Origin of the sequence: Streptomyces sp. NPDC020299, from assembly GCF_044387825.1 — a bacterium.
In the GTDB taxonomy this organism is placed as follows: domain Bacteria; phylum Actinomycetota; class Actinomycetes; order Streptomycetales; family Streptomycetaceae; genus Streptomyces.
This window is the reverse complement of record NZ_JBIRWL010000011.1, coordinates 61,598-73,224: the sequence shown is the minus strand read 5'-3', so window position 1 is coordinate 73,224 and position 11,627 is coordinate 61,598. Positions and strand designations below refer to the sequence as shown.

The following is an 11,627-nucleotide window of genomic DNA, read 5'->3' as shown; positions in this document are numbered from 1 at the left end:
CCGCTCGAGCGCCCCGGCCGCGCGAATCGGCCGGGGCCACCCACTCACCCTCAACGGAGAACCTCGTGAACCTCTTCCGCAAGAACCCCGCCACGTCGTCGCCGGTCCCGGCGCCCGTCGGCCAGGGCCCGGCGATCGACCTCGACAAGGTCCCGGCGGGCCTGGTCTCCCTGGCGAAGACCGCTGCGGTCAGCCTGGAGAAGCAGGGTCTGGCCGGGCAGCGGGCCGCCGTGTACCTGGTCCTGGACCACTCCGGCAGCATGACCAGCTTCTACAACAACGGGTCGGTGCAGCGGCTCGCTGAGCAGGCCCTGGGTCTGTCCGTGAACCTTGACGACGACGGCCAGGTGCCGCTCGTGTACTTCGGGTCGCACGTCACCCAGCAGCCCGACGTCCGCCTCGACGACTACCAGGGCGTCATCAACCGCACCCACCACCAGGTGCCGTGGGGATCGACGGACTACGCGCGGGCCATCGACTACGTCGTCGACCTCCACGCCAGCAACGCCGGGCCCGGGCTGGTGATCTTCCAGACGGATGGCGAGCCGGACTCCCGCCGCGACGCGGAAGCCGCGCTCCGCGAAGCGTCCACTCACCCGCTGTTCTTCGCGTTCGTCGGTTTCGGTGACCGCGTGAAGTTCCTGGAGAAGCTCGACGACCTGCGTGGCCGCACCGTCGACAACGCGAGCTTCTTCCACGCCCGCGACCCGCACCGCGTGACCGACGCCCAGCTGTACGACGGGATCACCCACGAGTACGCCGGCTGGCTCGCCGCCGCCACCGCTGCTGGCGTGATCCGGTGAGGCGCGCGCTCGCCGCCGTGTGCGCGGCGCTCACCGTCTACGCGCTCGTCACCGCCTGCTCCGGAAGCAGTACCTCGCACGGCCGGGTCCTCGGCAAAACCTACCGGGCCGCGCAGACGACGTGGACTACCCAGACCCGGACCCGCCGGGTGTGCACCACGACGTCCGGCCGGAGGAGCCGCCGCACCTGCTCCAGCATCCCGGCCGGGATGCGCCGCGTCGCCCACCGGACGCCCGAGTGCTGGGAGTTGCGCCTCGACACCGGCCTCACCGTGTGCGTCACCGCTGCCCGCTGGAGCCGCATCCACGTCGGCGACCACATCTGACCCTCACCCGGAGACTCACTGTGTCCATCGAGAACACCCAGGACCCCAGCAGCATGGAGCTCACCAGCATGCTGCTCCTCGCCACCGGCGACACTGAGGCCGTCATCGGCGCGCAGGAGCGCGCCGGGCAGGCACAGGTCATCCACTCCGACTGCCTGCCCACCGCAATGCGCGACTCCCGCGAGGAGTTCGAGGCCGTCGGCTTCACCTTCGGCCAGCCCGACCCCCACGACCCGCTGTTCGCGCCAGCCACCCTGCCCGACGGGTGGAAGCGCGAGGGGTCGGACCACGCCATGTGGTCGTACATCGTCGACGAGCTCGGCCGCCGCCGCGTCGGCGTTTTCTACAAGGCCGCGTCCTACGATCGCAAGGCCGACATGCACCTGGTCAGCGTGTACGGCTACGTCCGCGACTGTGTCTACAACGGGACGCCGATCGTCACCGACGACACCTGGGCCAGCCGAACGGCCGTGGCGGAGGCGCTACGCAAGTCCGCGCAGCAGGCGGAGGAGCGGGTCACCAACTGGCAGCGCATCGCCGACCGAGACGGCCCGGACGAGACGAGCACCAAGTACATCGCCGAGTACGCGGCCGAACGCGACAAGTACCAGGCCCTCGTCGACGAATACGCCGCCTGACCCACTGCCCGGCCGCGCCTCCCCCTACGCGCGGCCACCCCGGGCGCCGAGCCCGCACCTTCCCCCGCACCGCGGGCTCGGCGCCCCTTCTGTAACCCGGAGAGTCACATGAGCACCAGAAGTCCCGCCCTCACCGGCGACGACCGCAAGGCCTACGCAGAAGACCTCGCCGAGCTGTACCACGCCGGAGCCAGCATCCGCGGCATCGCCGCCCGCACCGGCCGCTCGTACGGCAACGTTCGTCAGCTCCTCCTCGACGCCGGCGTGAAACTCCGCGCCCGCGGCGGCCCCCGGACGGGGGCCCGGGCGTGAACTCCTTCCACCACGCGCAGTCCAGTGCCCGGAAGTGGGGCGGGGACCCGGAGTTGTACCTGCCGATCCACGAGTTCATCGACTCGTCAAAGCAGGTCATCGGCGACGTCCGCCACCGCTCGATGTACCACCACACGACCGGCGTGTGGCTGTGTCAGCGGATCTTCGGCGTCACCCTCGACGTCCCCAAGCAGCGGTCCACGGTGCAGGTCCCTGTCCGGCTGATCGCGGAGCAGCACGTCCTCGAGGACCTCGGCTGGCTTCCGTCGCCCGCGGACTACATCGACGGCATGCCGATCGCCCCGTGGATGTCCGGCTCCCAGCGCAAGACCGTCCCTCTCTCCCACCTGCTCCTCAACCAGCCCACCGGAGGCACCCAGTGACCGACACCCGCAACTTCCTCGGCATCCCCGTCCAGGGGGACATCACCCGCGGCGAGTCCCGCGGCGAACAGCGCCCGATCGAGGAACTCCAGCCGATCCTCCAGGCCGTCCTCGACGACCCGACGATCGTCGAGTTCGGGTGGCGGCAGTACACGCCGTACTTCAACGACGGTGATCCCTGCACCTTCGGCGTTCACGGCACGTGGGTGCGGACCACCGCCGATGAGGACGCCGACGAGGACGACCTGGAGATGTGGGGCCACCGCAGTCTGGGCAAGATCCCCGGCCACCGCGACGAGGCCACCGGCACTTGGGTGACCGATCCGTACGAGGGACCGGACGAGGCCCGCTACCTGTGCTGCAAAGCGCTGGAGAGCGCCGTCGAGGGCGGCCACTTCGAAAACGTTCTGCTCGACGCGTTCGGCGACCACGCCGAGATCACCGTCCGCCACGACGGCATCGAGGTCGAGTTCTACAGCCACGACTGACCGCCCGTCCCGCAGACCGCCCGGGGCGAAACGCCACCCACGCCCGGCCGCCCCGGGCACCAACCGTCAGGAGATCACCATGGCCCGATCCATCGGCATGGCCGCCGACGCCACCGTGTACCGCGCCGTCATCACCTTCACCGACCACGACGGCGCGCAGGACACCAAGCACGAAGGCCCGTACGGCTCCCTCGGCGCCGCCCGCGCCCGCGTCAGCTTCTGGACCAACTACCTCGCCGACCGCGACGAGGACACCGGCGAGAAGACCGGCACCAGTCGCGCCACCGGCTACGTCGAGCAGGGCACCGTCGATTGGGAGCGGGTATGACCACCCAGCGGACCATGTCGGTCGCCAAGCTGTTCCGGCTGTTCACACCGACCGAGCAGACCGTCTCACCCGACCACACCTGGGACACGGAAGCCGCCTGGCTGTACGAGAACCACCCCGTCCGCATGGCCAAGCTCCGCAGCAGCATCACCAAACTCGGCATCGAAGAACCCATCCGCCTCTGCTGGGGACACCCCGACTGCTGCAGTTCCCTCCACGTCGTGGATGGCCACCACCGTGCCGTCCTCGCCCGCGACATGGGCCTCAAACGCGTCCCCGTCGCCGACGCCTGGGACGGCACCGACTGGTTCATCCACTCCTGGGACCAGGACCACGACGACCCCACGCCGGGCCCACCGTGACCGCCCGCTCCTGGCGGCCGGACGGCCCCGGCAGCTTCCAGGCCCCGGCCGGCGTGCGCGCCGTGACCGACCGGCCCGGCCGCCGGTGCTCGAAGGACGGCGCCCGCTGGACGTGCACCGGTAGCCGGTTCATCCGCTGGCGGGTCCTCGTCGCCGAACACGGGCCCGTCACCGAGGCGGGTGGCCCGTGAAGTGTCCGCGCTGCGGGGCTCCGGTCCCTCCGAACGCCGGGTTCTGCAAGGCCTGCTCAGGCCCTATCGGAGCCCGGCGCTAATCGGGCGGATCAAGCCGAAACGGTTCCACAACATCACAAAACCCCGCACGACGGTGCTGGGCTCGGAGGGCGAGAGGAGGAGACGGTGTCAGGACTCGGGGGGCTCCGCTTGCCGCTGGGCTTCCAGGGCTTCGGCGTCAGGGACAGGCACGATCGCGGCCACGCGCCGGCCGTAGCTGGTGACGTACACGATGCGGCCGCGCACGGCGACATCGCTGATGACGTCGCCGAGGTTCGCGCGCAGTTCGCGGACCCCGAACTCGTTCTTCGCGTTCTCCGGCATACACAAAGAGTAGCCGAGGTACTGCGCGGTACCTTTGTGTACACAAATCCTGTAGGCTTTGAGACGTCAGAGCACAACGACAGGCCGCCCTGAAACCGGGCTTCTTCGCCATGCCCTGATCCGCACGACCGAGAGAAGCACCAATGGCCTGGTTCAAGATCGACGACGGGTTCCACTGCCACCCCAAGGTGTTCGCAGCTGGCACTCCCGCCGTCGGCCTGTACGTCCGCTGCGGGTCCTGGGCCGCGCAGCAGGTCACCGACGGCGTGATCCCCAAGCACGTCGCCCGCATGTACGGCACCCCCCGCATGATCAAGGCGCTCGTCGACGCCGGCCTGTGGCACCAGCGCGGCCACGCCTGCGGCTCCTGCCCCGAGGCCGACGCCAACTCATACGTGATCCACCAGTACTTGGAGAAGAATCCCAGCCGCGCCGAGACGGACGCCGCGCGCAAGGCGAAGTCCGCCCGGCAGCAGCGGTGGCGCGAGGGGAAGAGGGGTGAGCGAGACGCTGATGTAGACGCGTCTACAGCCGATGCCCCGGAAAGTAATCCGGAGGTCAAGTCGCGCGAAGTCGAAGCGGATTCGGAAGGCAACTCGCATCGAGTTGAGGTCGAGTTCGCATCGAGTTCGCACCCTGACCACACACACGGGGACGATCTTGAAACCGGAAAGCCCCACGTCAAAGACGGTACGCGCTCGAATGTAGATGCCGATGTAGACGCGTCTCCCGGCCGTCACGGAGACGCTGCCCCCGACCCGACCCGACCCGTCCCAACTACACCTCCTCCTTCTACGAAGGAGGAGGGACAGCTAGCTAGCTCGGACGCGACGCTTCCGCGCATCGGAGACCGGCCCCGCATCCCCGATGCCTGCCGCCCCCTCGTCGACGCCCTCACCACCGCACACTTCGTCGTCGGATGGGACCTCCAGCCCGGCGAGTGGTTCCTCATCGAGGCGCTCATCAAGCGATGCGGAATCCCCGCCCTCGTCACCTCCGCCCGCGGCAGCTGGCAAGGCGCCCGCAAACAGCCCCGCTCCGGCAACTACTTCCTCCCCGCCTGGCGCGCCCTCCCCGACGCACCCGCCGCCCAGCCCCAGCCCGGACACCTCCCGGTCGCCGTCGGCGCGGACATCGTGCCCTTCCAGCCGCCCCGCCAGATCCCCACCACCGACCAGCGCGTCTCCGACGCCTTCAACCTCGCCGCCCGCCTCGAAGCCGAAGAGAGGAACTCGCCATGAACGCCGCCGAAGCCGCCCGCCTCCTCGGCCACGCTGCCGCCTTCGACAACCGCACCGTCGGCGAAGCCGCCGCCCGCGCCTGGGCCGCAGCTCTCCACGACATCCCGTACGACCAAGACGCCATCGACGCCGTCACCGCCTTCTACGGCACCAACACCCTCGACACCGCAACCCGCTTCGACCCCAGCAAGCGCCGCTGGCTCGAACCCCACCACGTCCGCTACCACCGCCAGCAAATCCGCAACACCCGCCTCGCCAAGACCGCCGTCATGTACGACGGCAACCCGGACGAGACCGGTCGCGAGTCGATCGCCAGCCGCAAGGCCCTGCACTCCGCCGCCGCCAGCGGCCATCTCCCACCGCAGACCACGACCGCCGCGCTCACGAGCGGCGACAGCGTGGACGCCGACGGCCGCGGCAGTGCGATCCTCCGCACCATCGGCCGCGAAACGACCAGCCGCCGCCCCGAACTCACCGCGCCCTGCCCTCACTGCCACGCGCCCGCCGGCCAGTCCTGTGAGAGCGGGCGCGGGCGACGCCGCCTTGACGCCCACCCCACGCGCATCGAGGCGTCGCGCGCCATCAACTCCGGCAAGACCGCGGTGGACCACAACGCCGTCGCCGAGGAGATCGACCGCCGCCGCGCCGCCGCGCAGGCCCACCTCGGACGCCTCACGGACGAGGAGCGAGACCAGCTCGCCAAGTTCGAGGAGAAGCTCCGCGAAGAGCCCGCGGAGGACGGCACCGACAAGCCGAAGGACTCCGCGTCATGACCGAGCCCATCAGCGCCCGGGTCATCGCCGAACTCCGGGCACTCCGCCAGCGCGAGAAGGTCTCCGCCCGAGTCCTGGCGGACCGCATGACAGCCGCTGGCTACCCAATCGACCGCGCCGTCATCGCGAAGGCCGAAACCGGACACCGCGCCGAGATCTCCGTCGGGCACCTCGTCGCCGCCGCCCACGCGCTCGGCGCCGACGCCGCGGCGCTCCTCCGTCGCTGCGTGCCGTGTCCGACCTGCCAAGGGGCCCGGCCCGCCGGCTTCACCTGCAACACCTGCGGAGGCATGACATGACCGCTCTCCCCGAGCACGCGATCCGCTGCCCCTGGTGCGGCGCCCCCGCCGGCCAACGCTGCACCACCCCACGCGGCCGCCCCATCGGCATCCCCAGCCACGACGCCCGCACCACCGCCTGGCAACGACAGCAGGCCGACCAGGACCAGCAGACCGGAGACACCGAATGACCACCCGCATCCTCACCCGTGACCAGCTCGACGACTGGGGGCTCCCGTACGACCTGATCGAGGAGGACGAGGCCGCCGACCACCCCGAGGCCGCCGTCGAACTCCACCGCGAACAGACCGACACCCGCCGCTGGGCCTCCACCCACACACTCGTCTTCCGCGCCCCCGACGACGGCAAGACCTACCGGGTCACGTACCAGGAGCCTCTGACCGAACACCAGGAGTGCGACCCCTGGTTCGACGACCGTGAGGTCAACGCGTTCGAGGTCAAACAGCGCGCCCAAATCGTCACCCGCTGGACGCGCGTCACCGACCAGCCACCGACGGGCGACATCGAGCCCTACCAGTTCACGGACAACGACGGCGACCTGCTGCACATCGGAGTCCCGCACAGCCCCGTCAACGGCGGCCCCGCGATCAGCTTCCACACCGTAGTCGACCCGGTCCACGTGCCCATCGAGCGCATCCCCGAGCTGATCAACGCCCTCCGGCGTCTCGTCGCCTCCCAGTAGCCCCCACGGCCGCCCGGGCCATCACCGGGCGGCCGCCCCGCCTGCCAGGCACCGCCGGCCAACCGCCCCACCACCCAGACCAAGGAGCAGCCCTGTGACCGCCACGACCGAGCACCGCAAGCTCACCCAGGCCGAACTCGTCGCCGAAGCCCGCGAACGCTTCGGCACCGACCCCCTCAAGTGGGCCTTCGCCTGTCCGTCCTGCGGCGACATCGCCAACGGCGCCGACTTCAGCGAAGCCCTGACCAAACACCCCCGCGCGCACGTCACCGGCGACGAAGTCATCGCCTCCGACATCCTCGGCGTCGAATGCATCGGCCGCACCCTCGGCGCCCTCAAAGGACCCCAGAACCAGTGGAAGGGCCGCGGCTGCGACTGGGTCGCCTACGGCCTCTTCGCCGGCCCCTGGGAGATCCAGCTCCCCGACGGGCGCACCAAGCACGCCTTCCCCCTCGCACCAGCCCCTTGCTGACAGAACTGTCAGCAACAACTGACTCACCAGTCAGTACCTCACCGAACAGCGCCAGAACGGATAAACCGCATGACACCCTCAACCGAAACGGACAACTCGATGGCACCGGACGCCTCAGAAGGACACAACGGCCCCACAGAGACCCGCGACCCCCACGGTGGGCCCGAGACCCCAACCGGACCCGGAACGGCCGCCTCCGGCCCGTACGGCGGCCAGGAAGAGGCATCGTCGCCGGACGCCCTCACCGCCCCTGAAGGCGCCGCGCTCATCGGCAAGCCCGAGCAGCTCCGCAAAACGCCAGCCGTCCCCGACTCAACGCCCGCGGGCCACGAGCTCACCGACGAGGCCCGCGCCGCCACACACTTCGCCAACGACGCCAAGACCCACACCCTCACCGTGCACCGTGAGGACGGCGTCTTCCGGCACATCGAGTTCACCGGCCTGAGCGGCCTGTCCCGGATCATCCTCGTCACCTGGCCGTACAACCTGATCGTCGCTGGCAGCCACGGCAGCTTCCACTTCGAGCGGTTCGGCCCGGACACCGAGGACATGCTCAACTGGCTGCGCGGGCAGCGGGTCAGCCCGTCGTCGTGGGCGAGCAAGCTCGTCAACGGTCGCCGCTCGGTCGAGGAGTACGACCGGAAGCGGCTGGAGCACCAGATCAACGAGCGCGTCGCCGAGGCCGTCCGAGACGGGTGGGCGCCGGCCGGGCTGGAGGCCGAGGTCCGGGACGAAATCCTGGACAGCCACTGGATGGACGAGGAGCAGAACGCGCTGCGTCTGGTCAGCGAGTTCCAGCTTGGCATGCGGTTCCGCTCGGAATGCTCCTGCGGTGAAGGCGACGAGCACGACTCGTACAGCTCCGCGGTCTGCTGGAACGCGCTCACGCACCACGGCAGCGGCCCGAAGCACAAGGTGAAGGTCCGGCAAACCGGGGGGTTCACGTTCGACGACTTCACCGAGTGGCGTATCCACAAGCTGGGTTACCACTACCTGTACCAGTGCCACGCCGCCGTGTGGGCCATCGCCCAGTACGACACCGCCCGGAACCGCGCGGAGGTGTCGGCGTGACGGCCCGAGACGTCCTGGAGACGAACATCGACCCGGCCGTGCCGGCTGACATGGCGCGGCGCTCGATCGACGACTTCGCCGCCGAGGTGCTGCACGAGGGCGCGGCCGTGCTGGAGGCCATCGCCGACGAGGCCGAGGCGCGCGTCGCCGCGCACTACGGGCTGGCGTCCGGGATCGGCCCCGGCTCCGCCGACCTGGTCCGCGAGGACGCACGCACGCTCCGGGCCCTGGCCGCCGAACGGTACGGCCAGGCGCCGGCCAACACCGCGGCGGGCTTCTTCCGGCCGGGTCGCATCTACGTCAACGCCGGGCGCACGTTCAAGGTCGTCGCCATCGCCGAGATTCCCCGCGGCCTTCGTACGGCGCTCGGGTTTTCCTCGGACAGCAGCGGCATCTGGATCCCCGACGGCGAGTACGAGCTGGACGGCTGGACGGACATCACCGAGGCCGGGGAAACCCCGCCTTCGCAGCACTACGACAAGGTGCCGGACCCGGCGGACGGATGCCACTGGTGCGCGTGCGGCAACCGCTGGCCCTGCAAGGACGCCCCGGCGGTGACCGCATGACGCGCCCATGGACCCCGGACTGGATCACCGAGCACGGCTCGACCACGATCAAGCTGAAGCGGGCCTGCAACGGCTGCGGCCTTCGGCTCGGTGACGTCACCGACCAGGAGATGGCCCGCGCGCTCAACGGGCTGCCGCTTCCCGACGTCCGCCGCGAGTGTCCCGCCTGCGGGCCGACCGCGCCCGAGCCGGACTGCCTGCCCATGGTCATGCTCGTCGGCGAACCGGAGTGCCTGGACGGGGGCGGGGACTGCGCCCACGACATCGCCCTCGACGCCGAGCACTGCGTTGAAGTCCGCAAAAAATTCGCCTGCGCCACCCACTCCGAGATCAACACCGACGGCGCGATCACCCACGCCGAACCCTGGCCCTGCACCCACACGGCGGTGACCGCATGACCGTCGCGCGCCGCACCACCTGCCCGCAAGCCAGCGAACTCCAGCAAGCCGCCGACACCAAACGCGCCACCGGCACCCCCGAAGACGCAGCGATCGCCGACTGGCTCGAAGCCACCGCCAACGCCCTCGCCTGGCTGGCACCGTTCCACGACTACGAGCCTGGCTTCGCCATCTGGGAGACCGCCAGCGCCTACGCCCAGCTGATCAACAGGAGTGACCCCCGATGACCGCCGACGAGTTCAACGCCCTGCACCCGGTCGGCACGCCGGTGATCGCGTATCCCGGCCTGCGCCCGGACAACCCGTTCATCGCGGCGGCCCGCGCCCAGCGGAAGGCTCGCGGCCACGCCGACCCGGACTGCACCGACCTCTACAAGCGGCTGGAAACCGTGACCCGCACCCCCGCCTGGACCCTCTGCTACGGCGCGCCCGTCGTCTCCGTCGACGGCTATCCGGGCGGCATCGCCCTCACCCACATCGACGTGATCACCGAAGGAGCACCGGCATGACCGAGCAACTCGAGGACGACTTCTGGGCGCAGGAACGCGCCCGCGCCGTGGCCGAGCGCGGCCAGCACGCCGACCCGGGCGCGTGCGGCACCTGCCGTACGACCGTCGCGGCCGGCGGTCAGGTCGTGCACGACGAATGCGCGCAGCGCGCCCTGCTGCTCCCCGCACCGGACGCACCCGGGTACGAGCTGATCACCGGCATGAGCGAAGAGGAAGTCTGGGCGCTCCCGGCCCGCTTCCACATCCCGGCCTTCGTCGAGCCCGTGAGGGCCTGGGTGTGCGCGGTCTGCTGGGGCGACGGCTGGTCCACACAATGGCCGTGCAAGACCGCCGTCGACCAGGGCCTGCGCGTGTTCACCGCCGACGACTACGCCGAGACCAGGGTGAAGCGAGAGGCGGCCGAACTGGCCGAGCACCGCGCCGAAGCCGCCACCCCGCTCGTCGTGTCCCGGTTCGACGTGGCCATGGAGGCCGCCCTCGAGGAAGAGCCCGGCCTGACGATCGGCGCGATCGCCGACAACGGCCGGCCCGTCGCCCTCGCCTTCGACCCGGAGGCCCGGGCGAAGGTCGCGGGCTGGCTCGCACCCGAGGTCGAGCAGCTGCGCGCCCGCGTCGCCGAGCTGGAGACGGAGCGGAAGAAGTACGTCGGCGCCGAGCCGACCATCGCCGAGGAGATGGCCTACCTCTCCCGCTGCCTCGACGCCGTGTACGACCTGTGCGACCGGACCGCGGCCAACGGCACCCTCTCCGGCGGCACGTTCACCGTGGACGCCGTACGCGAGGCAGCCGACGGCGACCGCCCGGCCACAACCCGGCCCGCCCTGCCCTGGGCGCACGTCATGTCCGACGACGACCTGCACGGCTTCCTCGACGACCTCGTGGCCGCCGCGATGAACCGGTGGCGGACGGACCCCGACGGGCCCGTACCCGACCGGTTCACGCTCGCCGCCGTCGAGAAAGCCTGCGCCGACTGGCGCACCCCCGGCCAGGGATCCCGCAGCGACGAACCCGGCACCGAGGCGGCCACCTCATGACCTATGTATCGCTCGCCCTGTCCGCCGCAGGCATGGCCACCTTCGTCAGCGCCCTCGCCGCCCGTCTCAAAGGCATCATCAACCACCACACCCTGATGGGCTGGTGCATCGTCGGCAACGCCATCAACCTCGTCAGCGCCGCCCTGCGGCACGACAGCCTGGACGGGGGCATCTGCGCCGGCGGAACGGCTCTCGCAGCGTGGGTCTGGTGGAACGGTGGCGGAGGCGACGACACGAAACGTCGACTCCGCCGGTTGGCCCGCAAGTTCCAGGGTGTACGCCGCACTGCATCAGCAGCCACCTGACCGCTCTCGGGTCGCCCGACATGGTGCGGCCCACACTTCCATAAAGCCAGCAATACCCGCATAACTCCACCTGAAAGATGG

The 11,627-nt window shown here is 70.3% G+C and carries 24 protein-coding genes; 23 read left to right on the top strand and 1 reads right to left on the bottom strand.

Features of this window, described 5'->3' with window-relative positions; genetic code table 11:
* Window positions 1-65: 65 nt before the first annotated feature.
* The 10 genes from ACH45E_RS26815 to ACH45E_RS26770 all read left to right on the top strand — a co-directional run bounded on the left by ACH45E_RS26815 (window position 66) and on the right by ACH45E_RS26770 (window position 3,914).
* Window positions 66-803, top strand: coding sequence for a VWA domain-containing protein (locus ACH45E_RS26815; RefSeq protein WP_361446458.1), 738 nt, complete (start codon window positions 66-68; stop codon window positions 801-803).
* Window positions 800-1,129, top strand: a complete 330-nt coding sequence (locus ACH45E_RS26810; RefSeq protein WP_361446456.1) for a hypothetical protein — start codon at window positions 800-802, stop codon at window positions 1,127-1,129. The genes ACH45E_RS26815 and ACH45E_RS26810 overlap by 4 nt, the downstream gene beginning before the upstream one ends.
* A 20-nt stretch (window positions 1,130-1,149) precedes the next feature.
* Window positions 1,150-1,767: a hypothetical protein gene (locus ACH45E_RS26805; RefSeq protein WP_361446454.1), complete on the top strand. Its 618-nt coding sequence runs from the start codon at window positions 1,150-1,152 to the stop codon at window positions 1,765-1,767.
* 108 nt (window positions 1,768-1,875) lie between these two features.
* Window positions 1,876-2,079: a helix-turn-helix domain-containing protein gene (locus ACH45E_RS26800; RefSeq protein WP_361446452.1), complete on the top strand. Its 204-nt coding sequence runs from the start codon at window positions 1,876-1,878 to the stop codon at window positions 2,077-2,079.
* Window positions 2,076-2,462 (top strand): DUF6915 family protein, encoded by a 387-nt coding sequence (locus ACH45E_RS26795; protein WP_361446450.1) that lies wholly within the window; start codon window positions 2,076-2,078, stop codon window positions 2,460-2,462. The genes ACH45E_RS26800 and ACH45E_RS26795 overlap by 4 nt, the downstream gene beginning before the upstream one ends.
* The gene (locus ACH45E_RS26790) at window positions 2,459-2,950 is read left to right on the top strand and encodes a hypothetical protein (RefSeq protein WP_399041594.1); all 492 of its coding nucleotides are present in this window, start codon (window positions 2,459-2,461) and stop codon (window positions 2,948-2,950) included. Before ACH45E_RS26795 ends, ACH45E_RS26790 begins: the two co-directional genes overlap by 4 nt.
* A 79-nt stretch (window positions 2,951-3,029) precedes the next feature.
* Window positions 3,030-3,278 carry a hypothetical protein gene (locus tag ACH45E_RS26785; RefSeq protein ID WP_361448420.1) on the top strand — a complete coding sequence of 83 codons (249 nt, stop codon included), beginning with the start codon at window positions 3,030-3,032 and terminating at the stop codon, window positions 3,276-3,278.
* Window positions 3,275-3,640: a ParB/Srx family N-terminal domain-containing protein gene (locus ACH45E_RS26780; RefSeq protein ID WP_361448423.1), complete on the top strand. Its 366-nt coding sequence runs from the start codon at window positions 3,275-3,277 to the stop codon at window positions 3,638-3,640. Before ACH45E_RS26785 ends, ACH45E_RS26780 begins: the two co-directional genes overlap by 4 nt.
* Window positions 3,637-3,831: a hypothetical protein gene (locus ACH45E_RS26775; RefSeq protein ID WP_361448426.1), complete on the top strand. Its 195-nt coding sequence runs from the start codon at window positions 3,637-3,639 to the stop codon at window positions 3,829-3,831. Before ACH45E_RS26780 ends, ACH45E_RS26775 begins: the two co-directional genes overlap by 4 nt.
* The gene (locus ACH45E_RS26770) at window positions 3,828-3,914 is read left to right on the top strand and encodes a zinc-ribbon domain-containing protein (RefSeq protein ID WP_361449169.1); all 87 of its coding nucleotides are present in this window, start codon (window positions 3,828-3,830) and stop codon (window positions 3,912-3,914) included. Before ACH45E_RS26775 ends, ACH45E_RS26770 begins: the two co-directional genes overlap by 4 nt.
* Window positions 3,915-4,002: 88 nt before the next feature.
* Here the strand turns inward: ACH45E_RS26770 and ACH45E_RS26765 are convergent, their stop codons facing one another.
* Window positions 4,003-4,197, bottom strand: a complete 195-nt coding sequence (locus ACH45E_RS26765; protein WP_361448429.1) for a type II toxin-antitoxin system prevent-host-death family antitoxin — start codon at window positions 4,195-4,197, stop codon at window positions 4,003-4,005.
* 143 nt (window positions 4,198-4,340) lie between these two features.
* On the opposite strand from ACH45E_RS26765, the gene ACH45E_RS26760 reads away from it, so the two are divergent.
* From ACH45E_RS26760 to ACH45E_RS26700, 13 genes are all read left to right on the top strand, one after another.
* Window positions 4,341-5,438 (top strand): hypothetical protein, encoded by a 1,098-nt coding sequence (locus tag ACH45E_RS26760; protein WP_361448432.1) that lies wholly within the window; start codon window positions 4,341-4,343, stop codon window positions 5,436-5,438.
* Window positions 5,435-6,211, top strand: a complete 777-nt coding sequence (locus ACH45E_RS26755) for a hypothetical protein (RefSeq protein ID WP_361448435.1) — start codon at window positions 5,435-5,437, stop codon at window positions 6,209-6,211. Before ACH45E_RS26760 ends, ACH45E_RS26755 begins: the two co-directional genes overlap by 4 nt.
* Window positions 6,208-6,510: a hypothetical protein gene (locus tag ACH45E_RS26750; protein WP_361448438.1), complete on the top strand. Its 303-nt coding sequence runs from the start codon at window positions 6,208-6,210 to the stop codon at window positions 6,508-6,510. The genes ACH45E_RS26755 and ACH45E_RS26750 overlap by 4 nt, the downstream gene beginning before the upstream one ends.
* Entirely contained in the window at window positions 6,507-6,680 is a 174-nt protein-coding gene (locus ACH45E_RS26745; protein WP_361448441.1) for a hypothetical protein, read from the top strand. Before ACH45E_RS26750 ends, ACH45E_RS26745 begins: the two co-directional genes overlap by 4 nt.
* Window positions 6,677-7,192 carry a hypothetical protein gene (locus tag ACH45E_RS26740; RefSeq protein ID WP_361448444.1) on the top strand — a complete coding sequence of 172 codons (516 nt, stop codon included), beginning with the start codon at window positions 6,677-6,679 and terminating at the stop codon, window positions 7,190-7,192. The genes ACH45E_RS26745 and ACH45E_RS26740 overlap by 4 nt, the downstream gene beginning before the upstream one ends.
* Before the next feature lie 94 nt (window positions 7,193-7,286).
* A complete protein-coding gene (locus ACH45E_RS26735) occupies window positions 7,287-7,664 on the top strand; it encodes a VVA0879 family protein (protein ID WP_361448447.1) in 378 nt (125 codons plus the stop codon).
* A 69-nt stretch (window positions 7,665-7,733) separates the two neighbouring features.
* Window positions 7,734-8,735 carry a hypothetical protein gene (locus ACH45E_RS26730; protein WP_361448450.1) on the top strand — a complete coding sequence of 334 codons (1,002 nt, stop codon included), beginning with the start codon at window positions 7,734-7,736 and terminating at the stop codon, window positions 8,733-8,735.
* The gene (locus ACH45E_RS26725; RefSeq protein ID WP_361448453.1) at window positions 8,732-9,301 is read left to right on the top strand and encodes a hypothetical protein; all 570 of its coding nucleotides are present in this window, start codon (window positions 8,732-8,734) and stop codon (window positions 9,299-9,301) included. The genes ACH45E_RS26730 and ACH45E_RS26725 overlap by 4 nt, the downstream gene beginning before the upstream one ends.
* The gene (locus ACH45E_RS26720; protein WP_361448456.1) at window positions 9,298-9,699 is read left to right on the top strand and encodes a hypothetical protein; all 402 of its coding nucleotides are present in this window, start codon (window positions 9,298-9,300) and stop codon (window positions 9,697-9,699) included. The genes ACH45E_RS26725 and ACH45E_RS26720 overlap by 4 nt, the downstream gene beginning before the upstream one ends.
* Window positions 9,696-9,926, top strand: a complete 231-nt coding sequence (locus ACH45E_RS26715; protein WP_361448459.1) for a hypothetical protein — start codon at window positions 9,696-9,698, stop codon at window positions 9,924-9,926. Before ACH45E_RS26720 ends, ACH45E_RS26715 begins: the two co-directional genes overlap by 4 nt.
* Window positions 9,923-10,207 (top strand): hypothetical protein, encoded by a 285-nt coding sequence (locus ACH45E_RS26710; protein WP_361448462.1) that lies wholly within the window; start codon window positions 9,923-9,925, stop codon window positions 10,205-10,207. Before ACH45E_RS26715 ends, ACH45E_RS26710 begins: the two co-directional genes overlap by 4 nt.
* A complete protein-coding gene (locus tag ACH45E_RS26705) occupies window positions 10,204-11,241 on the top strand; it encodes a hypothetical protein (RefSeq protein ID WP_361448465.1) in 1,038 nt (345 codons plus the stop codon). Before ACH45E_RS26710 ends, ACH45E_RS26705 begins: the two co-directional genes overlap by 4 nt.
* Window positions 11,238-11,546: a hypothetical protein gene (locus tag ACH45E_RS26700; protein WP_361448467.1), complete on the top strand. Its 309-nt coding sequence runs from the start codon at window positions 11,238-11,240 to the stop codon at window positions 11,544-11,546. Before ACH45E_RS26705 ends, ACH45E_RS26700 begins: the two co-directional genes overlap by 4 nt.
* The last annotated feature ends 81 nt before the right edge of the window (window positions 11,547-11,627 follow it).

What these genes read in the sequence shown, in the direction of transcription:
- ACH45E_RS26800 (WP_361446452.1), top strand. Translation starts at nt 1,876, where the DNA reads ATGAGCACCAGAAGTCCCGCCCTCACCGGCGACGACCGCAAGGCCTAC.
- ACH45E_RS26785 (WP_361448420.1), top strand. Translation starts at nt 3,030, where the DNA reads ATGGCCCGATCCATCGGCATGGCCGCCGACGCCACCGTGTACCGCGCC.
- ACH45E_RS26780 (WP_361448423.1), top strand. Translation starts at nt 3,275, where the DNA reads ATGACCACCCAGCGGACCATGTCGGTCGCCAAGCTGTTCCGGCTGTTC.
- ACH45E_RS26765 (WP_361448429.1), bottom strand. Translation starts at nt 4,197, where the DNA reads ATGCCGGAGAACGCGAAGAACGAGTTCGGGGTCCGCGAACTGCGCGCG.
- ACH45E_RS26760 (WP_361448432.1), top strand. Translation starts at nt 4,341, where the DNA reads ATGGCCTGGTTCAAGATCGACGACGGGTTCCACTGCCACCCCAAGGTG.
- ACH45E_RS26755 (WP_361448435.1), top strand. Translation starts at nt 5,435, where the DNA reads ATGAACGCCGCCGAAGCCGCCCGCCTCCTCGGCCACGCTGCCGCCTTC.
- ACH45E_RS26750 (WP_361448438.1), top strand. Translation starts at nt 6,208, where the DNA reads ATGACCGAGCCCATCAGCGCCCGGGTCATCGCCGAACTCCGGGCACTC.
- ACH45E_RS26745 (WP_361448441.1), top strand. Translation starts at nt 6,507, where the DNA reads ATGACCGCTCTCCCCGAGCACGCGATCCGCTGCCCCTGGTGCGGCGCC.
- ACH45E_RS26740 (WP_361448444.1), top strand. Translation starts at nt 6,677, where the DNA reads ATGACCACCCGCATCCTCACCCGTGACCAGCTCGACGACTGGGGGCTC.
- ACH45E_RS26730 (WP_361448450.1), top strand. Translation starts at nt 7,734, where the DNA reads ATGACACCCTCAACCGAAACGGACAACTCGATGGCACCGGACGCCTCA.
- ACH45E_RS26720 (WP_361448456.1), top strand. Translation starts at nt 9,298, where the DNA reads ATGACGCGCCCATGGACCCCGGACTGGATCACCGAGCACGGCTCGACC.
- ACH45E_RS26715 (WP_361448459.1), top strand. Translation starts at nt 9,696, where the DNA reads ATGACCGTCGCGCGCCGCACCACCTGCCCGCAAGCCAGCGAACTCCAG.
- ACH45E_RS26710 (WP_361448462.1), top strand. Translation starts at nt 9,923, where the DNA reads ATGACCGCCGACGAGTTCAACGCCCTGCACCCGGTCGGCACGCCGGTG.
- ACH45E_RS26705 (WP_361448465.1), top strand. Translation starts at nt 10,204, where the DNA reads ATGACCGAGCAACTCGAGGACGACTTCTGGGCGCAGGAACGCGCCCGC.
- ACH45E_RS26700 (WP_361448467.1), top strand. Translation starts at nt 11,238, where the DNA reads ATGACCTATGTATCGCTCGCCCTGTCCGCCGCAGGCATGGCCACCTTC.